Here is a 23566-nt window from a genome sequence, read left to right as displayed (position 1 = left end):
AAACTATCAAAACAGATTGTGATGGATATTACAAACGCACATAAAGCAACCAATCGCCCGGCTGATTTTAAAAGCAAAATGGCACCTTATGCAAAGCGATGGTACGTATTCCTGTTATCATTAATTATTAGTGTAGCTATTATGTGGCTTTACCTGGGCTATGCTACACCGCAATACCGGATAACCAGCACTTTGCTTATACCTGATGACAAAAAGGGAGACGGGATACTTAAAGCGACAGCATTTAGTGACCTGAATATGTTCCAGGAAACCAAAACTGTGGACAACGAAATGGAGGTTATCCGCTCTAAAGACCTTATATATGGCGTATTGAAGAAACTCAATCTTGGTGTGTCGTACTTCTATAACGAGGGGAGCTTTAAAACAAAGGAATTGTACGGAGAGGAACTGCCCGTAAAAGTAGATGTTATAAGACTATTCAGAACTGCGTATCTGAAGGAACTGCAACTCGAAAAACTAACCGACAGCACATTTGTGCTGCACGATGGCTTAGCACAATGGACCTATAAATATGGCCAGGAAATAAGGCACGCCGACTATACCCTAAGAGTGACCCAAGGCCCCGCATTTTTGTATGGCCCCCGGCTGTTAACTGTTAAATTTAACAATTTATCGGTAATGGCTGCTGCCTACAGCGCCGGCGGCTTGATGGTAAACCCGGTTATAAAAGAATCGAACACAATTATCTTAACGCTCATTGATCCCGTTCCGGCCAGGGGGCTCGACATCCTTTCAAATATAATCAGTATTTATAACGCTGAAAATGTTCAAAAGAAAAATACGACGGCGGTAAATACGATTATGTTTATCGACAACCGGTTAAAATCCATGGAGCAGGAACTTTCTTATGCGGAAGGGGACATAGAGAACTACAAGAAACAAAACAGCGCCGAAGAGGCCAGTTCGGGGGCACAAATAAATTTGGCTAAAACAGCCGAATACAACCAGATGCTGGGCGAATCAAATACTCAGCTAAGCATAGTAAAATCAATTGAAGCGTATCTTGGTAACACCAATAACCAATATAACGCCGTGCCCAGTACAATGGGTTTAACAGACCCGGTGCTGAATAATTTGATAACCCGGTTTAATGACCTGCAGCTTGAACGAAACCGGTTATTGCGCAATGCAAATTTAAGCAACCCTTTGGTGCAAAATTTAAGTGACCAAATATCCAGTCTTAGGGTCAATATCCAGGAGAACCTGGCCAATATCAAAAAAGGCTTCACCATTCAGCGTAACCTGCTGGCGCGAAACTATGCTCGTTACGACAGCAAGGTGCGTTCGGTACCTTCACTTGAGCGCGGACTGTTACAACGGGGGCGCGAGCAGGGGGTAAAAACTGCTTTATATCAGTATTTGCTGCAGAAACGTGAGGAAACGGCTTTATCATTATCCGCCACCATACCATCGGCTCAAATAGTAGACAAGCCTTCATTTGACCCGGTGCCGAAATATCCCAGGAAACAACTCATGTATCTGTGCAGCAGCATTTTTGGTCTGCTGGTTCCGGCCATGTTTATTTTTACCCGGCAGCAATTTAATATAAAAGTTAAAAATCCGGCTGTTTTAAAAGAGATAACCGGGGCCAGGATACTTGGTGAACTTACACATAACGATGTTAAAGGGCAGATAGCCGTGCAGCATGGCAGTAAAACCATGATATCGGAGCTTTTTAGATATATCCGTACTAATCTGGATGCTATAAATAAATATTCGCATAATAAAGTAATGCTGGTTACTTCGTGCATGCAGGGCGAGGGTAAAACATTTGTCAGCATAAATTTAGCGCTCACGCTTGCGCTTCTTGATAAGAAGGTGTTAATAATGGAATTCGATCTGCGCAAACCCGATCTGTTAAAAAAAATGGGAATGTCGCAAAGGCCGGGCATAGCTGAATTTTTGCAGGGGGACATTGTGCATCTGGCTGATAGCATACAGCCTTATCCGAAGAACAGTAGTCTGTATGTTTTGGGGTGTGGCTCATTACCTAAGAATCCGGCTGAACTGTTGATGTCGCCCCGCATGGACGACTTGTTTAACGGTTTAAAAGAACAGTTTGACTATATTATACTGGATACGTCGCCGGTTGGTCATGTTGCTGATGCATTTAGTTTGGCACGATATACTGATTTAAGTATCTACCTGGTGAGGTACAATTACACCAATATCGGGCAACTGGAAATACTAAAGGATATTTATGAGAATGAAAGGTTTAAAAACCTGATGGTTGTATTTAACGATGCAAAAAAGGAAAACAGACCGGCTTACGGATACGCTGGATATGGATATGCGTAACAGCCGGAGTTTAACCAGCGAACATAACCTCGTTGCAATTGTTTAATTAACTGGCTAAGAGCCGGTATGTAAGAAAAGTCTGTTAGTTTATAGCTGTAAAGCATAATAGAATGTATTATATACTATAAGCGCAACAGAATCAGGGGCTGAAAAGGTACGGAGGATTGGAAAACATATTGTTTGTAAGTTGTCCGTTACTGTTAATCTATTTGATATTCATTTTTTCAAAAGGGTCATTATGTAAGTGACATGGCGAAGCCATACATGTAACTGAAGGCTACAATAACACATTACACAAGCCTTAAGAGATGCAGAGTGGCTTGAAATAAACTGCAGAAAAACGGCAGTATGTTTTGCAGAACTATCGGTTGCCGCTAATCAAATTTAAAATTCAAATTTTCAAAAAGGGGATCATGTAAGTGATATGGCGAAGCCATTGCCGCTCCCTAAGCTTTTTACTCAAATATAATGGAATCCTTATCAACAACCGCAAAAACGGCACACCTTAATTTGCATGAAAAAAGGTGGCTTGTGATTTATACCAGGCCCAGGTGGGAAAAAAAGGCCGATCAATTGTTAAAAGAGCGAGGTATAGAGTCGTATTGCCCGCTCAGGAAAGTTCAAAATCAATGGGCCGACCGAAAAAAGGAAGTAAGCCTCCCATTATTTAACTCCTACGTTTTTGTTCACGTTTCCCGGCGGGAAGAGTCGTCGGTGCTTTATACCATGGGGGTGCTTGGCTTTGTTTACTATATGGGCAGCCCTGCGGTAGTAAGGGACAGTGTTATTGACGAAATAAAAAGGAATTTAATTGCTTACAAAGATGTTGAGATTGTTAACCTGGCAAACGTTTCAGTAGGCGACAGGGCAATGATTAAAGATGGCCCCTTTACTAATCAAGTAGGCAAAATTGTTCAAATTAATGGCAAGAACGTGCTGATGGTACTTGAAAATATCAACTGCGCCCTTGTTACCCGCATTCCGTTTCAACAAATCGCAATTCACAATTAAATATTAAACACAATGATTAATAATAAACCTCAGATCGGTATTATCGGCCTGGGCTATGTCGGCCTTCCACTGGCGGTGGAATTTGCAAAACAATACAAAGTATTTGGCTTCGATATCAGTAATAAACGCATCGAACAGCTTATCACAGGCTTTGATCATACCAAAGAGATTGACCCTGTAAATCTGCTGGAGGTAATTACAGCAGACTGTTCGGCCTCGAAGGGCCTGTATTGCACCTATGATATCGAGCAATTAAAACCCTGCTCAATCTATATAGTAACCGTGCCTACGCCGGTGGATAAAAACAACCGGCCGGATCTAAGCCCGCTGATCAACGCCAGTTTGTCAATAGGAAAAATATTAAAAAAGGGTGATATTGTGATTTACGAATCAACAGTATATCCGGGCGTTACTGAAGATGAATGTGTACCCGCATTAGAAAGCGCATCGGGAATGAAGCATAACCTTGACTTTTTTACAGGGTACTCGCCTGAAAGGATTAACCCCGGAGACAAAACGCACACCGTAGCAAAAATTCGTAAAATTACTTCAGGGTCCACCCCGGAAACAGCCGAAATCGTTGATCAGCTTTATAAATCCATTATCTCGGCCGGCACATTTAAGGCCGATTCAATTAGAGTTGCAGAAGCAGCAAAAGTAATTGAAAATGCGCAGCGCGACATCAACATAGCTTTTGTAAATGAGTTAGCCATGATTTTTAACAAGATGGGTATAGACACCCACAAAGTGTTAGAGGCCGCCGGTACAAAGTGGAACTTTCTGAATTTCCAGCCAGGCCTTGTTGGTGGGCACTGCATAGGTGTCGACCCTTATTACTTAGCCCAAAAAGCGCAGGAAGTGGGCTACCATCCGGAGATAATACTTGCAGGCAGGCGCATAAATGATGGAATGGGCGCTTACGTAGCAGACCAGTTTATCAAGAAAATGATATGTATGGGCACCTCTGTTATAAATGCAGAAGTGCTGATACTTGGTTTTACGTTTAAGGAGAATTGCCCGGATGTACGCAACACGCGTGTTATTGATATTGTGAACAGACTTAAAGAATATAATGTTAAAGTGCATGTTCATGACCCGTGGGCCAATGCCGACCATGCTAAAAACAGCTATGGAATAATCTGCGAAAACGGAGAATCGAAAGACCGCCGCTACGACGGTATCTTACTGGCAGTTGCACACGAAGATTTCAAAAATATCGACCTTGAAAAACTACGCAAGCCGAACGCAGTATTGTACGATCTGAAGGCTTTTTTGCCTGATAACCTTGTAACCGCCCGCCTGTAAGCTTTTGCTGTATGAGTTTAAAAGAAAGAGCGGTTTCAGGCCTGTTATGGTCTTTATGGCAGCAATTCAGCTCGAAGATAATAGGTTTTTGTATCTCAATTTTTTTGGCCCGGCTGCTTCAGCCGGCGGAGTTTGGCTTACTCGCCATGCTGTCGCTTTTTATCGCAGTGGGCACTACTTTGTTAGACGGGGGGTTGACCGTTTCGCTGATACGTACTGTTGATGCGGATGAGCGTGACTTCTCAACTATATTTTATTTTAACCTCGCCGGAAGTATCGCGCTGTATTTGATTCTTTTTTTCGCCGCGCCATTAATCGCGGGATTTTATAATCAGCTACTGCTAAAAGAAATAGTAAGAGTTTATGGCCTCACGCTTATCATCAACGCATTTTACGGTGTACAAAGCACCTTATTGATTAAAAGTCTGAAATTCAGAAAACAAACAAATATCCAGATCCCGGCTGCTATTGGCGGAGGGCTATTAGGCATTTTGCTTGCCAAAATGGGTTACGGAGTTTGGAGCCTGGTATGGATGGGATTGTGTACTTCACTCTTGTCAACCGTCATGCACTGGTATTATTCCCCCTGGCGTCCTGGGCTTTTGTTCGACCGTAAGTGTTTCAGCAAGCATATTCATTTTGGTTACAAAATGACACTATCGGGCCTGTTGGATACCGTTTATCAAAATTTGTACCTGATTATTATAGGTAAATATTTTTCGGCAGCGCAACTGGGCTATTATTCCCGGGCCGATACTATTAGCCAATTACCTATAGGGAATATCTCTGCGGCTGTTAATAAGGTAGCTTATCCTATGTTCGCCGAAATAGCTGCCGACCCGGTAAAACTTAAAAACGTTTATAAAAAGCTAATGCAGCAGGTGCTTTTTTGGAATGCTCCCATTTTAATCCTGCTGTTTTTGATAGCGGAACCGCTGTTTAGCCTTTTGCTCACCGACAAGTGGCTGCCGGCTGTGCCTTACTTTAAAATATTGTGCATCAGCGGCATTATGTACCCGCTGCATGCCTACAACCTGAATGTTTTAAAGGTAATGGGTAAAAGCGGCCTGTTCCTCAGGCTGGAGATCATTAAAAAGGTACTTAGCATAGCCGGGATAATGATTTTTATTTCATATGGGATTTATGGGCTGCTGTACTTTCAGCTGTTTTTTAACCTGGTGGCCTATTATATCAATTCGCTTTACAGTGGCCGGCTTATCCAATATCCTGTAAAAGAACAAATCGAAGATATATTACCAATAATAATAATGGCGGCAATTGCGGGTGCGATCTGCTACTTTATTGATTCTGGTCTTACTGTCCGTTCAATATCAAATGTGGTCCGTATCACGATAATCGGCGCCATCTACCCAATACTTTACTATGCGCTAAGCCGGCTGACCAAATTGCCTGCTATAAATGATTTCAAATATCTAATCCTGAAACGATGATACCTGTAACAAAACCTTTTTTGCCGGCCGAAAAAGAATTTAAAGGCTATGTAAAAACTATTTGGGAGCGGCAATGGCTAACTAACAACGGCCCGCTGGTAAATGCGCTTGAGCTGAAGCTTAAGGAGTATCTGGGCCTCGACCACTTATTGTATGTTACCAACGGCACTATTGCACTGCAATTAGCCATAAAAGCACTAGAGTTGAGCGGAGAAGTAATAACCACCCCGTTTTCGTTTGTTGCAACAACCAGCAGTATTGTTTGGCAGGGCTGCTTGCCTGTGTTTGTAGATATCGATGCCGAAACATTTAATATTGATCCGGCCAAGATTGAAGCGGCAATTACCCCTAAAACCACGGCAATACTCGCCACACATGTTTTTGGTAACCCCTGCGATATTGAAGCGATACAGGCAATAGCCGACAAGCACAATCTTAAGGTAATTTATGATGCCGCACACTGTTTTGGCGTTCGCTACAAAAACAAATCGATTTTTGAATACGGCGATATAAGCGTCACCAGTTTTCATGCCACCAAGTTGTTTCATACGATAGAAGGAGGAGGGGTTTTTACCAAACAACCGGAATTGCTGAAAAAGATGGCTATCATGCGGAATTTTGGCTACTCCGGCGTGGACACATTTTCTGAGCAGGGCATCAACGCAAAAAATTGCGAGCTGCACGCAGCTATGGGCCTGTGTAATCTGCCCCATATTGATAGTCTGCTTCAAAAAAGGAAAAAATTGTACATGCATTACCTATATCGTTTGAGCAAGCTGGAGGTGCGGTTTCAAAAGATTGAATACCCCGATGATTACAATTATGCTTATTTCCCTGTGGTATTTAAAAGCGAAAAACTAATGCTGGAAAGCAAGGAAAAGCTTGAACTGGCTCAAATTTATTGCCGGCGGTATTTTTATCCTTCACTTTCAGCTTTGCCCTACGTAAAAAATTGTGCAATGCCGGTTTGTGAATCAATTGCCAGCCGGATTCTTTGTCTGCCATTGTACCATAGTTTAGCAACTTCTGATCTGGACCTGATCGCCAGGATGTTAATGAGAATTCAGAATTTCGATGGCAACCGCAAAGAAGAGCCCGCTCATTTTAGCAATATAGAACTACCCCAGATTGCATTAAAAATAAACAACCACCGCATTAATGTAAATTGATATGAGCCAGGGACTACTTGTAAGTATATGCTATATCGCCAACAACAGCGAGCGTTTGTTAGCGAAAGCTATTGACGGCTTTATGATGCAGAAAACAGATTTCGACTTCGATATCGTAATTGCTAACGACTCCTCTACCGATGGAACTTCGCAGATTCTTCAACAGTATCAGCAAAAGCATCCTGGTAAAATTAAAGTGATTTCGTCAGAAAGAAAGGAAGGCACCCTGCCGAACCTTATAAATTGTACCAAACTGTGCAGGGGCAAGTATATAGCGTTCTGTAGCGGCGAGGATGTTTGGTTAGAACCAGATAAGCTACAAAAACAAGTGAATTTTCTAGAAGCGAACCCTGAATATCAATAGTAACTTAAATATTGACTACCGCCTGCTTAACTGTTACATGTTGCTAATGAATTTAAAAAATTAAAGACGGGTATACCCTCTCCCCTTATACAATCTAAAATATTACTATGACTACCCCTGAATTACTGGTAAGCGTTTGCTGTATAACTTATAACCATGAAAAATTTCTAGCCCAGGCTATCGACAGCTTTTTGATGCAGAAGACTAACTTTGAATTCGATATAGTGATCGGTAACGACTGCTCAACTGACCGAACCCCGGATATTATTAAAGAATACGAGCAAAAATATCCCGGTAAAATAAAGGTTGTCTCGTCTGAAAAAAATGGGGGTACTATAGCCAACCTGATCAGTTGCACGGCTTTATGCAAAGGCAAATACATAGCGTTGTGTGAGGGCGATGATTTTTGGACAGACCCGTACAAACTGCAGAAGCAGGTAGATTTTCTGGAAACAAACCCTGACTATGTAATCTGCTGTCACTATACCAGGGTTATAAATGAAGATGATAAAACATTGTATGTTCATCCTAACCCTATCCCGTTAGAACATTCTTATTTAGACCTGTTGTCGGGTAAGCAGGAAGAAACCAAGACTGCGACTGTACTATACCGCAATGTGCCTGAAATACATCAATTATTCGCCAGGGCCTGGTTTTATAACTGCTATGCCGGCGATAAAATTTTTAAACTATTTGCTACTCAGTCCACCGGACAAAAAATTTATGTGATGCCCGAAGTTATGAGCTGTTACCGCAATCATTTGGGAGGCGTTTGGAGCATGATTGACGCAAAAGTGCGAATGGAAAGAATGATAAGCGATTTTAACCTGATTATTAAAAATTTTTCGTATCCAAAATTTCAGAAAAAACGGCTTTTGCTGCTCTATTTAAAAAAGTACCTGTTGTTTGAATTACGGCGCCGTCAGGTCCGCAAGGCTTATAATACGGTTAAGTATTTATTGTAAACCGGACTACGAAAAAAATGAAATTAAAATCCGGATTGGGTAAAAAAAGACCTTTAATTTTTATTGTACCATCGCTGTTGGGCGGGGGGGCCGAAAGAGTGCTGATCAACCTGGCTAATTATTTTAACAAACAGCAGGTTAAAGTAATATTAATAGCACTCAACCATGGAGTGCCGGCCTATCCCGTCGATAATGAGATAATGGTAATAAATTTATTAAAGCGTAAAAGAAGCACATTGCCTCACAGGTTTTATTATATGCTGCTTACTTTTTATAAGTTGCTGTTTTTACTGATAAAACATCGCCCTGCATGTGTTTTATCATTCATAACCTCTGCTAATATCTGGGCGGGTATAACCTGCAATATTACACGCACGGCTTACATTGTATCAGAGAGGACATCGCCAAAAAGAACAATTAACCAGTTTAACTTCATCGTAAATAGCTTAACTGGCTCAATATACAGAAAAGCGAAAGCTGTAGTGGTTGGCACGCAAGCTGTTGAAGATTGCCTGCGCCAGAACAAGGCATTTAAGAACCTTAAAAACATTAAAAAGATAACCAACGCCGTTACGGAATTTGATCCGGTAACGGATGTAAAAGTCCATAAAAGAAAATTTATACTTGGCGTTGGCCGGCTGGCTCATGTTAAAGGGTTCGACCAGCTGATAGCAGCATTCAGCGTAGCGAACCTGTATGACACGGATTTGTTGATTGTAGGCGATGGTCCTGAAAGGGCCGGGCTGGTTTGCCAGGTTTATAACCTTGGCTTGCGCGACCGGGTAATATTTGCCGGTGCAAAGAGCAACCTGCAGGATTTTTATAGCCAGGCAGCAGTATTTGTGTTGCCGTCGAGAAATGAAGGCTACCCCAATGCGCTTGTAGAAGCAATGAGTTTTGGTTGCCCTTGTATTGCAATGGATTGTGAATTCGGTCCGGCTGAGATTATAGTTGATGGACAGAACGGATTATTAGTTAGCAATGGCGACATAGAGGCATTAGCTGGTGGCATAAAACACCTAATTGAAGATAAAGCGCTTGCGGATACTTTAAGAGATAATGCCAAAAAGATAAACGATACGAATAGTGCCGAAAAAGTTCTAAAACAATGGAGCGGCCTGATCTTAGGCTGCTAAACCACCTCCCGGCAGATAACAAATAAATTACACGCAGCAGATCTGCAAATCTTAGCAGGATAACACTATGGTGCAATTTCTGATACGCCTGGATGACCTATGCCCAACAAACAATTTACCAAAATGGGAAAGATTTTTCGAACTGTTTGACCGCTATAGCATCAAACCAATAATAGCAGTTATCCCAGATAACCGGGACCCTAAATTAAAAGCCTGCGGCGATAATAACCCCGGTTACTGGACGATCGTGAGAAAACTGCAGGAAAAAAACTATATAATCGGGATGCATGGGTTTCAACACTTGTATCAAACCGGCAATTCCGGTCTGTTAAAACGGAACCCGCGGTCAGAATTTGCCGGTTTACCTTTAAATATACAGGAAGAGAAAATCAAGGCAGCATCGGCAATATTTAAGAAGCAAAATGTACATACTCCTGTATTTGTAGCCCCAGCCCACTCTTTCGATCGTAATACGCTGCTGGCACTGTCCCGCTGCACGGAGATAAAAATTATAAGCGACGGATTTTTGCCGTCCCCTTACATAAAATGGGGGTTTAAATGGATTCCCGCCCAACTGCCCGAAGTTACATTAAAAACCCGCGGCACCTGGACATTCAACTATCACCCGGAGACCTGCACAAAGGAGGCATTTTGCAGGCTGGAAAAATTTATAGAAAAACACCACGGAAATTTTGTATCGCTGCCTGACCTGACCTATAGCATTTACTCCGGCCTGGACTACTTTAAAGACTACATCAATATTTATAAGCGGCTTTTGCATAAACAAGCAAAAAGGCATTTAGCAACCCTAAAGCATTTAATCGGAAAGTGAGAGCTTATTTTTTACATCCTTAATTCAAAATATTATGAATATTCCTTTTTCGCCACCATACATCGATCAGTCGGTTATCGACGAGGTGATGCATACCCTTGATTCAAAATGGATCACCACCGGGCCGAAAGTTGTCGCCCTGGAGCAGGAAATGGTTAAAGCCACATCGTGCCAAAAAGCTATATGCGTTAATTCGTGGACATCAGGCGCCATATTGATGCTAAAGTGGTTCGGCATTAAGCCAGGCGACGAAGTAATTATCCCGGCATACACTTACTGTGCAACGGCGTTGAGTGTGTTGCACTGCGGTGCTACCCCCGTGATTGTAGATATCTCCGATGATTTTTGTATCGACCATCAACAAGTCCGCAAAGCCATAACTTCAAAAACAAAAGCAATAATAGCCGTAGATATTGCAGGTTGGCCATGCAATTACGATGAGTTAAATGCAATTATTACAAGTCCGGAAGTTCGCAGAATGTTTGTCCCGGCAACGTCAAAACAAAAGTTGCTCAACAGGATATTATTAATTGCGGATGCTGCCCACTCTTTGGGAGCAAAAATTGACAATGAACCGGCTTCTAAAAAAAGCGATGTGGCTATATTCTCATTCCACGCCGTAAAAAATATCACCACCGCCGAAGGCGGCTGCATTTGTTTAAACCTGCCCGACAACTTTGATACCGCGGCCGAGTACCAATTTCTGAGGATGTATACATTAAACGGGCAAAACAAGGATGCACTCTCAAAATCAAAAGGCGGAGGCTGGAAATACGACATTCTTTTCCAGGGGCTCAAAATAAATATGCCTGATATTTGCGCGGCTGTGGGCCTTGCGCAGATACGCAAGTATGATGACGATCTTCTCCCAAGGCGCAAGCTTATAGCCCTGAGATATATTAAGGCCTTTAAAAGCCTTCCCTGGTTTATCGCCCCGCCCTTGTTTGACAAAGACCGGGAGTCCAGCTATCATTTATTTCCTCTTCGCATTAAAGACATCACCGAAGGGCAACGCGACATGATAATTGACGACATAGCTAAAATGGGCGTGGCTGTAAACGTGCATTTTATACCCTTGCCCATGCTCACCTATTTTAAGGGATTGGGTTACCAGATAGCCAATTACCCGGTTGCCTATCACCAGTACGCGAGAGAAATATCGCTGCCTATATACCCGCAATTGAGTGATGCTGAGATAAATTTTATTATCAGAACAGTAATAATTGCAGTACAAAAGCAATTTATCTACCTAAACGGTCAGGCAATTCAACAGGATACTGATACCGTTCAACAAATTGGCTACGCTATTTAAAAACTGGTTATATGGTTGCCAAAAGAATTTTCGATATATGCTTTGCTCTCACCGGTGTTTTTTTACTAAGCCCATTGTTTATCCTTATTGCATTGCTGATAATGGCCGACACCGGCATGCCGGTATTTTATTTTCAAAAACGTATCGGGCTTAACGGCAAAGTGTTTAACCTGATTAAATTCAGGACGATGCTTGTCGGGGCGGACAGATTGGGTTATCTAACCATAGGAAACGCAGACAAAAGGATTACAAAAACCGGATATTTTCTGAGGAAGCATAAATTAGATGAGCTGCCTCAATTGTTCAACGTGCTGATAGGCGACATGAGCTTTGTGGGACCGCGGCCGGAGGTGAGCAAATATGTAAAACTATATACACCTAAACAACTAAGGGTATTAAGTGTGAGACCCGGTATTACGGATTGGGCATCGATTCAATTTTTTAACGAAAATGAATTGCTTGCCCGCTCCGAAGATCCTGAGAAGCTCTACATAAAAAGGATAATGCCTTCAAAAATCGAGCGAAATTTGAATTATATCGATCAGCGTGATATGCTTACCGATGTAAAAATATTGTTCTGCACTTTAAAAAAACTCGTCAACAAAAAATAACTAGCTGCCCAATGCTGATAAAAAAAATCATTGTATTCAGTGCAGTAGCCTTTTATCTGTACACGCTTACGCTTAATTTGTTTTTGACGGTTTATTTCCCCATACCTTCACCGGTAATCTTTGGCGCCTGTTTAGTGCCATTTGTTCAAACGCCCCTGGTAAAATTCACTTACCTTAAGGAGGTTGTTTTATTAGGTATAAGCCTGTTCCTGTATTATGTTATCGGGATGAACGACGGTAAAACCTTTTTTGTTACGTTTATTGTAATTGTAGCGTGCGCATGTTACTTCAATTACTTTGTAGGGCTGAACACCTTAAGATTTAACCTGTCGGTTATCGTTTTTTATTCAGTGCTGCTCATTTCAATGGTGATTATGTCACTGGATCATGGTTACCAGGACATGATCGACCCGTTGCGCACAACGTTACTTGGCGATCAAATTAAGCAAAGCCCTTCAGGGCTGGCCTTTACTCAATTTACATTCGGGTATCAAGTTGCAGCATTCTCGGTTTTTATTTTCGTGCTGGTATGTGTTTACAAACGGGCCATTTTTATACGGGTGTTAGTGTTATTCGTTTGCCTTGCGGTTATATACCTGGGTATGAACAGGTCTGCGTTTGTTGCCTTTGTAGGCACAGTAGTTTTATTCCTGTTTATTTACTACCGGTATAAAGCCATGTTTTTGGTAGCTGCATCAGTATTGATTGGTTTCGCTGTTTATTTTTATGTTTTAAAAGATAACACGGACGACAAAAACAATATCTTATCAAAAAATATCGCAAAGGAAGATGTTGAGGTTGACCGGGCGGAAATGGCGAGCGAAAACCTAAAGATATATGCTGATTATCCATTAGGGCTAATTTTTTATGGCAAAACCTGGGAGGAAGTTAGCTACAGAAATCCGGCATTTCCGCTCGGGCTGTCATCGCACAATGCCTACCTGATGTTTATAACCTACTTAGGCCCTTTTTTAGCTATTGGTTTGTTATTCGGAATTTATTCCCGTATTTCTAAACTTTTCTGGCTTACCATAAAGCACACCCGTTTTAAACAAAGAAGCCTCTTTTTGGCGCTGTTATTTTCTTTCCTCGCGGTTTCTGCAAACGCATTGTTCCATAATGCGTGGTTAGTTACGGCCGATGGCCCCACGTTATTTCTTTTTTTTGCCATAATGCAGGCAGCAAAGATTTATGGGCTCAGTGAAAAGCTTGAGATTGATGACATCGCAATAGCTAATTAAACGTCTTATTACGGGCATTTATGAAAAAAGTATTTTTAATCATCGCATCACTCGGTGCAGGAGGGTCGGAGCGTGTTTTTTGGCTATTATCGCAATACTTTGATAAAAGCAAATATAAAGTTACGGTTGTCTTGCTGGATGGCCGTCAGCAAAGCTTCTCTTCAGATGTTGAAGGCGTTGAATTTATAGATCTTAAAACCATAAAAGCATCAAAGGCTTTTTTTAAAATTTACCATCTTCTCCGGTCGGAAAAGCCATACGCTGTTTTTTCGACAACCGACCACATCAATATTTTAACTGCGATGGTAGCCTGTTTTTTGCCGATACCAAAGCTGATCTGCAGGGCCTCTAATAACCCGCACCAGATGAAAAAGTATTACGACTATAAAAGCCGGTTTTATAACCTTTTTACCAGGTTTTTTGCGCTGCGGTTTGATTTTATCGTTTGCCAGTCGTACGAGATGAAAAAATCGATGAATGCTTTGTATGGCATCCGGAAAACAAAGTTGAAGGTGATACCTAACCCGGTGCTTTATACGCCCGTAGTTAAAAAGGATTCCTCCGTAGTGGATAAAAAGCGCCTGATCATAGTCGCCCGGCTTTCGGAAGAAAAGGGTGTATGCCGGTTGCTGCCGGTAATGCAGGAACTGCCTGACAATTACGTTTTGACCATAGCGGGAGATGGTCCTTTGATGGCGGGCTTAAAAGCTGAAGTTAGCTTACGAAAACTCGAAAGCCGTGTAACTTTTTTAGGGAGAATAACAAATGTCCCCAGCCGGATCGCACAGCATGATCTGCTTCTGCTTAGTTCATTTACAGAGGGTTTTCCAAATGTCATCCTAGAGGCATTGTCGGTCGGTGTTCCGGTGGTAACTTTCAGGGTCGGTGGTGTTGATGACATTGTGCGTAACGGGTTTAACGGTTTTATTGTAAAGCAGGGCGATTTGCTGAGTTTTAAAAACCAAATTATCCATGCCTGTTCCCGGTCTTGGTCCCACGATGCCATTAAAGCCGATATATCCTCACGTTTTGATTTGAACAAAATTGGCAAAGCCTACGAGAACCTATTGCTCTAAATACAACTATATAAAAACTATTATGTGTGGAATATACGGATCAACTATTTATTATAACGACGATTTAGTTCGGGCAAAATTAGCGAGGGTAAGTTTTCGGGGGCCCGATCATTCGGGTTTTGAGCGCATTGACGGTGTGGTTTTAGGCCATAATCGCCTGGCTATAGTAGATTTGGATCAGCGCTCTAATCAGCCTTTAACCTACCGGCATCTAAAAATAGTCTTCAATGGGGAGATATATAATTATCGTCCGTTACGGGCAAAGCTGACTGCACTTGGTCATGTATTTTACACAGATTCAGACACAGAAGTACTAGCCGCCGCTTATCTTCAATATGGCGTTTACTGTGTAAATCATTTTAACGGCATGTTCGCCTTCGTGATCTATGACAGTAAAACAAAGATGTTGTTCGGCGCAAGGGACAGACTTGGTAAAAAACCTTTTTATTATGCCCATTCGGGCCGTGGGTTTGAATTTGCCAGCCAACCATCGCAAATTACCCTGGGCAGGATAGTAACTGCGGACGAACAGGCCATTAACGAATACTTTATTTGGGGGTATGTACCGGAACCACGCTCAGCCTGGCTCGAAATACAAAAACTGCAGGCTGGCTATACTTTTACATTCAATACAGTAACCGGCAGATTTAACACAGAAAAGTACTGGGACCTTGATCTTACCAATATAAACGTATTTAAACGTAGTTACCAGGACGCCCGCACCGAATTAAAATACCTGTTGGCCGATGCTGTAAAAGTACGACTGCACGCCGATGTTAACCTGGGGGTTTTCCTTTCCGGCGGCATCGACTCATCGCTAATAGCAGCGCTTGCGGCCCAAAATACCCGGCAGGTTAAAACCTTTTGCGTTAAATTTAATGAAAAAGGTTTTGACGAAAGCCTGTTTGCCGGAGAGATTGCGAAGCATTTACAGACTGATCACCACGTTATAGAGTGCAATGTTAACGAAGGAATATCATTAATAGAAAATTTTGGCGCATACTATGACGAGCCCTTTGCCGATTCAAGCGCTATTCCGTCACTGCTGTTAAGTAAATACACCAAACAGCACGTAACAGTCGCACTAACCGGTGATGGTGGAGATGAGAGTTTTATGGGCTATGCGCGATATAAGTGGTTAAACAATACAAACTACTTTTTTAAATGCCCTGTTGAATTTCGGAAAGCCGTATCAGGATTGTTAAGGTTATCGCCCGACTATCGGCATAAACTTATTGGGATGGGTATATCTTCAGACAACATCGAGTCCCTTTACGCACTCATGCTGGGCGGTCTGGAATATTCGTGGCTTAAGAAACCAGAATTAGGACTGCGTGTGCCTTTTATGGACATCTGGTCGGCACAAACAAGAAGCTTTTTGCAAAAAATGTCGGCATTTGACATTAAAACCTATTTAAATGGCGATATCAATACTAAAGTCGACAGGGCATCCATGGCGTTTGCAGTGGAGACCAGGGCGCCATTAATGGATCACAGGGTTGTATCGTTCGCGCAAAGATTGCCTGACAGTTACAAATTTGGCCGCGGGCGGCAGAAAAGGATATTAAAGGATATTTTATTTGAATATGTTCCTTCTCACTTTTTCAAGCGGCCAAAATCGGGGTTCAAGGTGCCATTGAGAGCATGGTTTAAAAATGAAATGAAGGAATATGTGCTCGACCAGCTTTCGCCATCGGAATTAAAAAACATACCGGGTATAGATATTCAAAAGGTAGGCAACATGCTTACAGAGCATATGGCTGGCAAATGGAACAGGTATCCGCAAATATGGAAGCTGCTTGTGCTAAGCCAATGGCTGAAAAACCAAAAAGCCTGCAATTGCTCGCTGATAAAAAAATCGGTAACGGCATAAATTAGTGTAGCCTCGTTATATACACCAGAGCCAATAGCCTTAACCCGCGCCATGCCGTTTTGCCTGGAATCTACAAATTCGTCCACAACCTAAAAATGCTGATTGTCCTGCAATGGAAATTGGCCGCTTTTGCCTTGAAATTAAATTGAAGCCCGTTACAGAAATGGTAGCTGATAATAAAAATGTGCTTTTTGTTTCAATGTCTGACGTAGCCAATGGCGCTGAGAATGTGCTCGCTATGGCAGCCAGGGCTATTAATGCACCCATTATTTTCCTGCAAAAAATAAAGAAAAACCGGCTTACATTTTCCGCAAATCAACAGCCGGTATATATTACCGACAAAAGCATGATAGCAGGCTTTTTGGGGCTGATAAAGTCAATTAAGCCATATCGCAGGGGCTTCATTATTATCAGCACCCATTCCTATCTCAATGCCTACCTGGGGTTTCTGAAGCGGATCGGTTACCTGAAATCACAGCTTATTTTCAGAGAGTGCACTTCCGTTTTTAAAAGGTATCGCGGACTTAAGAGACTGTCATACAAGATAGCCTATAAAATAGGATACCGTGCTGCCGGTTTGATCATCTGTCAAACCGCCTTAATGCGTCAACAATTTCTTGACGAGATAACATTTGTGCAACCTGAAAGAGTTATCGTAAAAGATAATCCGATCGACCTGGAGAAAACCCTGGCTAAAGCAGAAAGACCCTTGAATGATCCAGATACCTTTTCTGACTTTATTTGTTCAGCCGGCCGGCTGATCCCTGAAAAAGGATTTGATGTTTTGATCAGGGCTTTTAATGGTATAAAAGACCAATACCCTGATCTGAATCTGCTGCTTTTTGGCGACGGGCCCCAAAAAGAAAAGCTCGCTGCATTGATAAAGACATATAACCTCCAGGGGCGCATACTACTTAAGGGATGGATTGACAATCCTTTGCCATATTTTAAAAAAGCCAGGGCGTGCGTTGTTTCTTCATTAAAAGAAGGCTTCCCTAATGTGCTTTTAGAAATGGCAGCGGTAAACCCTGTGATTGTTTCTACGCTATGTGCCGGCGGAATAGAAGCAATCCCGTCTATTGAGACAGCCGAAGTTAACGATGTTAATGCGCTGACGGCTGCCATAAAAAAAGCACTGCACAAAAACGCTGCGCCGGGTAAAAAGTTGGTCGACCAATATTTAAGCAGCAGGGCGCCTGACATGTTTATCAGCTCGATTTTAAGTGCTCTCTAACCCCGCAGAAGCTTATCCTGTTTCATTCAATACTTTTAGATATAACTCAATAATCTTATGAAAACTAAACACATTTCCCCCGTTGTAGCGGCAATATCTACTATGATATTATGCGCATTTGTTATGGCAACAAGCTGCAGTAAGAAGAATGATACACCAGCGCCGGTAAAGCCGGATGCAAATGGTTTTTTTCAAATAGACCTGATCGGCTTAAGGTCAGACAGTGGCTATGCTTACAAGCTTGGGTACCATCTTCCGCAATCCGGCGATACCGAGCAAAATCCCAATATTTCAAAACTGCATCTTTTTGAAAATGGGGTTGAATTGGGGCCTGCCCATTCCGCCCATATCGATATCCGCAAATACGGCCTGGGGCAGTATAGCCATTGGGGAACGGTGCTTTACTTCTCAACTTCAGATAATAGTAATCCGCTTACAAATGGCAGGAAGTACAGCTATAAAATGGAATAACCTCATCCGCAATTTTAATGTTGCGTGGTAAGCAACCACTTTCATTCTTTCAAACCATTTTATCTATTAGCGAATAGCATAAACTGATATTGATAAGCAGGTGGCGTTCCTTCCAGCCTGTTCTCAAGCCTTATTGATCCGCTCGTTCTGAACGGCAAAACACACAATTAAACTTAACGATATGAAAATTTTGGTTACCGGCACGGCCGGTTTTATTGGCTTCCATTTGGCAAAATTTCTGCTTGAACGAGGCGATACCGTGATAGGTATAGACAATTTGAACGACTATTACGATGTAAGGCTTAAACATTCCAGGCTCGCGCTTACCGGCATTGACCACGCCGGACTGGACTATGGGGAGCCGGTGCAAAGCAAGAAGTATTCAAAATACACTTTCATTAAGCTCGATTTGCTTGATAAAAAGCAACTTGAAGATTGCTTCCGGACCAATAAATTTGATGCGGTGTGCAACCTTGCGGCCCAGGCTGGTGTCCGCTATAGCCTAACCAATCCAGATGTATATGTTGATAGCAACATTAAAGGGTTTTTAAATATCCTGGAATGTTGCCGTAATTTTAAAATTAACCATCTTGTGTATGCCAGTTCGTCAAGTGTGTACGGCATGAACAAAAAGATGCCGTTTAGCGAACATGACATTGCCGATCACCCGGTATCATTATATGCCGCGTCAAAAAAAGCCAATGAAATGATGGCGCACACTTACAGCCACCTTTTTAATTTGCGCACTACCGGGCTTAGATTTTTTACTGTTTATGGGCCATGGGGCAGGCCGGACATGGCGCTGTTTATTTTTACAAAGGCCATTCTTGAGGGCAAGCCCATAGAAGTTTTCAATAACGGCAATATGAAGCGCGACTTTACGTATATTGACGACATAGTTAAAGGAATTGTACGGGTGATAGATAATCCTGCTGAAACCAACGCTGACTGGGATGCTGAAAACCCGGACCCGGCCACATCAACCGCGCCTTTTCGTGTTTTCAATATCGGCCGCGGTGCCCCCGTTGGTCTTATGGATTTCGTACTCGAAATTGAAAGGCAACTTCATGTTAAGGCAAAGAAAATATACAGACCCATGCAGGATGGTGATGTCGCAGAAACATATGCAGACGTTTCAAATTTAAGCGACGTTTTAAATTATGAACCTGTAACCCCGGTGCCTATTGGTGTCGCACGTTTCGCGGCATGGTACAAGGCCTTTTATAAAGCCGGAAAACAAGAAACGGCAAACGTAGTCCATTAACATATTATCCGACATTTGTCATACAAGTGTCAGAAAGTGTGCAATCCTTTACACATTTTTCACACTTTTAGTTTACATAATTTCTCATAAAAACAGTCTCAGTAGCAGTTTTTACTCAAGATTTAATTTTTAGTTTAAATTTTATTTAATTTTTGGTTAACAATTTCCGTACTACACGGCCGTTCCATGACCCTAAATTAAAATAGATGGACCCTAACAATTAAACACTGCATGAGACAACAACAGAAAATTTCAAAACCAGTGGCCGTAGTTAGCATGGTATTAACTGCCATTATCTTATTTGGTAGTTGTAAAAAAGATGCTCAAAACACACCGTTACCCAATAACGATGCTGCAATGAGCGTTAACACCGCGAGCTATGCTGCCACAGTGACTTCTTACTCCGTAAACCTTTCGAACATAAAGTCGGACGGTGGTTTTGCCTATAAGGCATACAATATTACGGGGACAGGAGATTCAAACACCCAATCTTCAGTATCCACGTTGCGGCTTTATGAGGATGGCAAAGAACTGGGCCCGGCCCATTCAGTTCACCAGACTATCAGAGATGTAGGCAAAGGCGCATTTAGCCATTGGGGTACGTCGCTGATTTTTTCGGCATCGGATAATACCAATCCGGCTACCAACGGGAGGAAGTACACCTACACAATTGGTGATACTTCAAGTACCGCTACATCAGGCGGAAGCACTGGAACACCGAGTACGGGAGGTGGTTCAACAACCCCGGCAACCAGCACCGGAAGCGCTTCTGCAACAAAAACAGGCGTTAGCTCGGCATTAATGGGCTATGCGATGGTTAACGGCACAACAACAGGCGGTCTGGGCGGCTCTGTGGTAACCGTTTCCACCCTGGCTGAATTACAGTCAGCTGTATCAGGTACCGCGCCAAAGATCATTTACGTAAACGGCACAATCAAAGGTTCAGGTGATGACCCGGTAAGGGTATCTTCTAATAAATCAATAATTGGGAAACCTGGCGCCACGATAGAAGGTATATCTCTTTATATCTTCACGGTCAGCAACATCATTATTCAGAACATTACTTTTAAAAATTATGTTACTGATGCGGCCGTGATGATAAAATATGAGGCTCACCATATCTGGGTTGACCATTGTGATTTTTCAACTGACCGGAACCACGGATGGTCATACTGGGGCAAAGATATCTCGATAACCAGGGTATCAGATTACGTAACTGTATCCTGGAGTAAGTTCCACGATACCAATTTATCCGTACTGATCAGTGGCGGTATAGCTGGCCACGAGGCAGATATTGGCCACCTGCATGTTACTATGCACCACAACTTTTGGTATAACGTAAGTGAGCGTGAGCCCGACATGAACTATGGAAGCGTTCACGTGTTTAATAATTATCATTTAAACAACACGGGATACTCATTAGGCGCAAGGGCTGGCGGCAATGTGCGTACAGATAATAACTACTTCCAGGGATGTGCTAAACCACTCAGCACTAACCTGGCTGGCAACCCTCCCGGCTATTTCAGCGGGGTAAGCACTAACATCTTCCAAAACTGCGGAAGCAATGATATTACCACTGCAATAACAAACTGGATGCCATCTTACAGCTTTAGCTCAGTACTCGATCCTGCGGCAAGCGTACCATCGATAGTTCAGAAAAGCTCAGGAGCAATACTAACAAATTAACAATAACCCCTCCACTCTATTTTAATTTAAATCAACAACTCAAACCATCAGGCGATGGTTTGAGTTGTTTTAATACCGGCCGCTTAAACCTAACCTCATTTTAAAACAGCTTTTATATTCTAAAATATAATTTGCCGGGCTTGCCTTCACAAACAGGTTAACTTCGGCAATAGCGACGACACCGCATCACAACCCGATAATAGTAAATTAACTATTGGTCAATAATCGTTTCCCATTTTTAAACAGCTATCATGAGCAAAACCGGGCAAAAAATTCTTATCGCCTGCGATTCATCAAAATCATTGGTTGATTTTAGGGGCAAGCTAATCGAAGAGATGGCTAAGCAGCACCATGTATTTGTCTTCACTCCACGTATAGGGCTGCAGAGTGAACGTGATTTGTTAAACAGCCTTAATGTAAACATTTATGAAACCGGATTTACAGGCAGCAATGTGTCAATATTTGAGGACCTGACTTATATAATGAAACTTTTTACTTTAATGCGAAAAGTTAAACCTGATGTTTTTTTTCCTTACACCTTCAAGCCCGTTATTTATGGCACTGTGCTGGCCAAATTAAGCGGTATAAAAATGATTACCCCAATGCTCAGCGGTTTGGGGTACACTTTTAGCCAAAAGTCATTAAGAACACTTATAGGCACAGTTACCCGGTTATTGCTGCGTTTCAGTCTTTCGAACAATGAGCGCCTGAAGATAATTCTGCAAAACCAAGACGACTATGACACGCTTTGCAAACATAATGTGTTGACTTATAAACACCAGGTATTTGTTGTAAACGGATCAGGTGTCGACCTTGATCACTACACGCCCACACAGCCTGAATTAATTAACATTAGTTTCCTGATGATTGCTAGGTTAATAAACGCCAAGGGTATAGCAGAATATTACGATGCCGCTAAATTTATCAGATCGCACTATCCGTTTATAAAATTTAAGCTGATCGGCTCATACGACGATAACATCGATTCGATTAGCCCGGAATTATTTGATCAAATTAAATCCGGCGATCCAATTGCTTACATGGGCCAGGTTAATGACGTGCGTTCTGTTATTAAAGATTCTTCAGTGGTAGTATTGCCATCATACTATGGCGAGGGCATACCGCGCTGCCTGCTTGAAAGCATGGCCATGGGCCGTGCAATTATAACCAGTAATTCTGTTGGCTGCAGAGAAACGGTAGAAGGGGGCCCGGCGGCAAACGGATTTCTTGTTCCGGTAAAGAATGCCTCCGCACTGATCTCAAAAATGTTTTATTATATCAACAATCGCAAGGCCATTTTGCGGCATGGGCAAAACGGGCTGGCTTTGGCTGGCAAAAAATTCGATGTGCATAAAGTGAATAGCCAAATGCTTAAAATTATGCAGCTGAACTAAGCTTGCTTGAATCCAAAACCTCCCACCTGTCGTCCTATGAACAACATATTTGATTACGGCCAAAAAACAATGGCTGATTTTGAAATAGCGTTTGATGAATACGGCTGGGCAATTTATGAAAACGCTTTGCCGAATGAACAAATTGAAAGAATTAACGCTGATTTAGTAAAAGCCTATACAACCAGAAGAGAAATTCAAATAAGAAACGGTATAAGTGCCAATATGGGCGGTACATTGCACCATCTGCTTGAACGTGATAATTTCGCTCTGGATTTTCTTCAAAAAAGATATTGCCATGATGAAATTACCCGCTACTTTGGTGGCAATTACATTCTTAACGGTATAAATGCGGTAATACACGCCGGGCATGAACGCCCGTATGTGAGCAACATGCACCGGGACGTGCGAACTTTTATGACCGATACAAAATTGCTTATCCAGATGATTGTTACGCTCGATGAATTTAATATTTTCACCGGTGCCACCCATTTTCTTTCTGGTTCTCATAAAATACCCCAAAGACCCGAGGAAGCTGATTTTTATAGCCGGGCCGACCGCGCCGTCGCACCGGAGGGAAGTATTATCCTCTTCGATTCAAACATATGGCATGCCGCCGGAAAAAATCTTACTTCGAAACCACGAAGAGCGCTGACTTTAGGTTTCAGTCCGCCATACATTAAGCCGCAATTTGACTATTGCCGGTTTTTGGGTTATAATTTTGTTGCTGCGTTATCACCTGAATTACGCCAAATTATTGGATATAATGCCCGCATCCCCGAAAATTTAAGCGAATATTATCAACCTGTACAATTGAGAATGTACCAGCCTGATCAGGGCTAACCTCATCTCAAA

20 protein-coding genes are annotated in these 23566 nt (G+C 42.3%); all 20 read left to right on the top strand.

Going from position 1 to position 23566, the window contains the following annotated elements:
- Positions 1-21 precede the first annotated feature (21 nt).
- The 20 genes from Q3W13_RS20550 to Q3W13_RS20455 all read left to right on the top strand — a co-directional run bounded on the left by Q3W13_RS20550 (position 22) and on the right by Q3W13_RS20455 (position 23554).
- Positions 22-2319, top strand: coding sequence for a polysaccharide biosynthesis tyrosine autokinase (locus Q3W13_RS20550; protein ID WP_302867105.1), 2298 nt, complete (start codon positions 22-24; stop codon positions 2317-2319).
- A gap of 468 nt (positions 2320-2787) precedes the next feature.
- Positions 2788-3330 carry a UpxY family transcription antiterminator gene (locus tag Q3W13_RS20545; protein ID WP_302867103.1) on the top strand — a complete coding sequence of 181 codons (543 nt, stop codon included), beginning with the start codon at positions 2788-2790 and terminating at the stop codon, positions 3328-3330.
- A gap of 12 nt (positions 3331-3342) precedes the next feature.
- On the top strand, positions 3343-4635 hold the full coding sequence (locus Q3W13_RS20540) for a nucleotide sugar dehydrogenase (RefSeq protein WP_302867102.1): 1293 nt from the start codon (positions 3343-3345) through the stop codon (positions 4633-4635).
- An 11-nt stretch (positions 4636-4646) separates the two neighbouring features.
- On the top strand, positions 4647-6086 hold the full coding sequence (locus Q3W13_RS20535; protein WP_302867100.1) for a lipopolysaccharide biosynthesis protein: 1440 nt from the start codon (positions 4647-4649) through the stop codon (positions 6084-6086).
- Complete coding sequence (locus tag Q3W13_RS20530) at positions 6083-7255, top strand: DegT/DnrJ/EryC1/StrS aminotransferase family protein (protein ID WP_302867098.1); 1173 nt, start codon at positions 6083-6085, stop codon at positions 7253-7255. Before Q3W13_RS20535 ends, Q3W13_RS20530 begins: the two co-directional genes overlap by 4 nt.
- A 1-nt stretch (position 7256) precedes the next feature.
- Positions 7257-7619 carry a glycosyltransferase family 2 protein gene (locus Q3W13_RS20525; RefSeq protein WP_302867096.1) on the top strand — a complete coding sequence of 121 codons (363 nt, stop codon included), beginning with the start codon at positions 7257-7259 and terminating at the stop codon, positions 7617-7619.
- A gap of 107 nt (positions 7620-7726) precedes the next feature.
- Positions 7727-8584 (top strand): glycosyltransferase, encoded by an 858-nt coding sequence (locus Q3W13_RS20520; RefSeq protein ID WP_302867093.1) that lies wholly within the window; start codon positions 7727-7729, stop codon positions 8582-8584.
- Between the two features lie 17 nt (positions 8585-8601).
- Complete coding sequence (locus Q3W13_RS20515) at positions 8602-9720, top strand: glycosyltransferase (RefSeq protein ID WP_302867092.1); 1119 nt, start codon at positions 8602-8604, stop codon at positions 9718-9720.
- 67 nt (positions 9721-9787) lie between these two features.
- Positions 9788-10552, top strand: a complete 765-nt coding sequence (locus tag Q3W13_RS20510) for a DUF2334 domain-containing protein (protein ID WP_302867091.1) — start codon at positions 9788-9790, stop codon at positions 10550-10552.
- 34 nt (positions 10553-10586) lie between these two features.
- Positions 10587-11864, top strand: a complete 1278-nt coding sequence (locus tag Q3W13_RS20505; protein ID WP_302867090.1) for a DegT/DnrJ/EryC1/StrS aminotransferase family protein — start codon at positions 10587-10589, stop codon at positions 11862-11864.
- Positions 11865-11875: 11 nt separating this feature from the next.
- Complete coding sequence (locus tag Q3W13_RS20500; RefSeq protein ID WP_302867088.1) at positions 11876-12475, top strand: sugar transferase; 600 nt, start codon at positions 11876-11878, stop codon at positions 12473-12475.
- Positions 12476-12486: 11 nt separating this feature from the next.
- A complete protein-coding gene (locus Q3W13_RS20495; RefSeq protein WP_302867086.1) occupies positions 12487-13716 on the top strand; it encodes an O-antigen ligase family protein in 1230 nt (409 codons plus the stop codon).
- 20 nt (positions 13717-13736) lie between these two features.
- Positions 13737-14792 (top strand): glycosyltransferase, encoded by a 1056-nt coding sequence (locus tag Q3W13_RS20490; protein WP_302867084.1) that lies wholly within the window; start codon positions 13737-13739, stop codon positions 14790-14792.
- Between the two features lie 22 nt (positions 14793-14814).
- A complete protein-coding gene (gene asnB / locus Q3W13_RS20485) occupies positions 14815-16665 on the top strand; it encodes an asparagine synthase (glutamine-hydrolyzing) (protein ID WP_302867082.1) in 1851 nt (616 codons plus the stop codon).
- Between the two features lie 145 nt (positions 16666-16810).
- Positions 16811-17899, top strand: coding sequence for a glycosyltransferase (locus Q3W13_RS20480; protein ID WP_302867079.1), 1089 nt, complete (start codon positions 16811-16813; stop codon positions 17897-17899).
- Positions 17900-17956: 57 nt separating this feature from the next.
- Complete coding sequence (locus tag Q3W13_RS20475; RefSeq protein WP_302867077.1) at positions 17957-18370, top strand: hypothetical protein; 414 nt, start codon at positions 17957-17959, stop codon at positions 18368-18370.
- A 181-nt stretch (positions 18371-18551) separates the two neighbouring features.
- Entirely contained in the window at positions 18552-19634 is a 1083-nt protein-coding gene (locus Q3W13_RS20470) for an NAD-dependent epimerase (RefSeq protein WP_302867075.1), read from the top strand.
- Between the two features lie 231 nt (positions 19635-19865).
- Positions 19866-21320, top strand: a complete 1455-nt coding sequence (locus Q3W13_RS20465) for a polysaccharide lyase family 1 protein (RefSeq protein WP_302867073.1) — start codon at positions 19866-19868, stop codon at positions 21318-21320.
- A 251-nt stretch (positions 21321-21571) separates the two neighbouring features.
- On the top strand, positions 21572-22714 hold the full coding sequence (locus tag Q3W13_RS20460; RefSeq protein ID WP_302867072.1) for a glycosyltransferase family 4 protein: 1143 nt from the start codon (positions 21572-21574) through the stop codon (positions 22712-22714).
- A gap of 36 nt (positions 22715-22750) precedes the next feature.
- Positions 22751-23554: a phytanoyl-CoA dioxygenase family protein gene (locus tag Q3W13_RS20455; protein ID WP_302867070.1), complete on the top strand. Its 804-nt coding sequence runs from the start codon at positions 22751-22753 to the stop codon at positions 23552-23554.
- Positions 23555-23566: the final 12 nt, after the last annotated feature.

This window comes from Mucilaginibacter sp. L3T2-6, assembly GCF_030519355.1.
In the GTDB taxonomy this organism is placed as follows: domain Bacteria; phylum Bacteroidota; class Bacteroidia; order Sphingobacteriales; family Sphingobacteriaceae; genus Mucilaginibacter.
Note: the sequence above shows the minus strand (reverse complement) of the source record. Positions and strands in the feature narration are given on the sequence as shown.

Bases quoted from the DNA above. Each gene is read 5' to 3' on its own strand.
- Q3W13_RS20550 (WP_302867105.1), top strand. From the start codon at position 22: ATGGATATTACAAACGCACATAAAGCAACCAATCGCCCGGCTGATTTT.
- Q3W13_RS20545 (WP_302867103.1), top strand. From the start codon at position 2,788: ATGGAATCCTTATCAACAACCGCAAAAACGGCACACCTTAATTTGCAT.
- Q3W13_RS20540 (WP_302867102.1), top strand. From the start codon at position 3,343: ATGATTAATAATAAACCTCAGATCGGTATTATCGGCCTGGGCTATGTC.
- Q3W13_RS20535 (WP_302867100.1), top strand. From the start codon at position 4,647: ATGAGTTTAAAAGAAAGAGCGGTTTCAGGCCTGTTATGGTCTTTATGG.
- Q3W13_RS20530 (WP_302867098.1), top strand. From the start codon at position 6,083: ATGATACCTGTAACAAAACCTTTTTTGCCGGCCGAAAAAGAATTTAAA.
- Q3W13_RS20525 (WP_302867096.1), top strand. From the start codon at position 7,257: ATGAGCCAGGGACTACTTGTAAGTATATGCTATATCGCCAACAACAGC.
- Q3W13_RS20520 (WP_302867093.1), top strand. From the start codon at position 7,727: ATGACTACCCCTGAATTACTGGTAAGCGTTTGCTGTATAACTTATAAC.
- Q3W13_RS20515 (WP_302867092.1), top strand. From the start codon at position 8,602: ATGAAATTAAAATCCGGATTGGGTAAAAAAAGACCTTTAATTTTTATT.
- Q3W13_RS20510 (WP_302867091.1), top strand. From the start codon at position 9,788: ATGGTGCAATTTCTGATACGCCTGGATGACCTATGCCCAACAAACAAT.
- Q3W13_RS20505 (WP_302867090.1), top strand. From the start codon at position 10,587: ATGAATATTCCTTTTTCGCCACCATACATCGATCAGTCGGTTATCGAC.
- Q3W13_RS20500 (WP_302867088.1), top strand. From the start codon at position 11,876: ATGGTTGCCAAAAGAATTTTCGATATATGCTTTGCTCTCACCGGTGTT.
- Q3W13_RS20495 (WP_302867086.1), top strand. From the start codon at position 12,487: ATGCTGATAAAAAAAATCATTGTATTCAGTGCAGTAGCCTTTTATCTG.
- Q3W13_RS20490 (WP_302867084.1), top strand. From the start codon at position 13,737: ATGAAAAAAGTATTTTTAATCATCGCATCACTCGGTGCAGGAGGGTCG.
- asnB (WP_302867082.1), top strand. From the start codon at position 14,815: ATGTGTGGAATATACGGATCAACTATTTATTATAACGACGATTTAGTT.
- Q3W13_RS20475 (WP_302867077.1), top strand. From the start codon at position 17,957: ATGAAAACTAAACACATTTCCCCCGTTGTAGCGGCAATATCTACTATG.
- Q3W13_RS20470 (WP_302867075.1), top strand. From the start codon at position 18,552: ATGAAAATTTTGGTTACCGGCACGGCCGGTTTTATTGGCTTCCATTTG.
- Q3W13_RS20465 (WP_302867073.1), top strand. From the start codon at position 19,866: ATGAGACAACAACAGAAAATTTCAAAACCAGTGGCCGTAGTTAGCATG.
- Q3W13_RS20460 (WP_302867072.1), top strand. From the start codon at position 21,572: ATGAGCAAAACCGGGCAAAAAATTCTTATCGCCTGCGATTCATCAAAA.
- Q3W13_RS20455 (WP_302867070.1), top strand. From the start codon at position 22,751: ATGAACAACATATTTGATTACGGCCAAAAAACAATGGCTGATTTTGAA.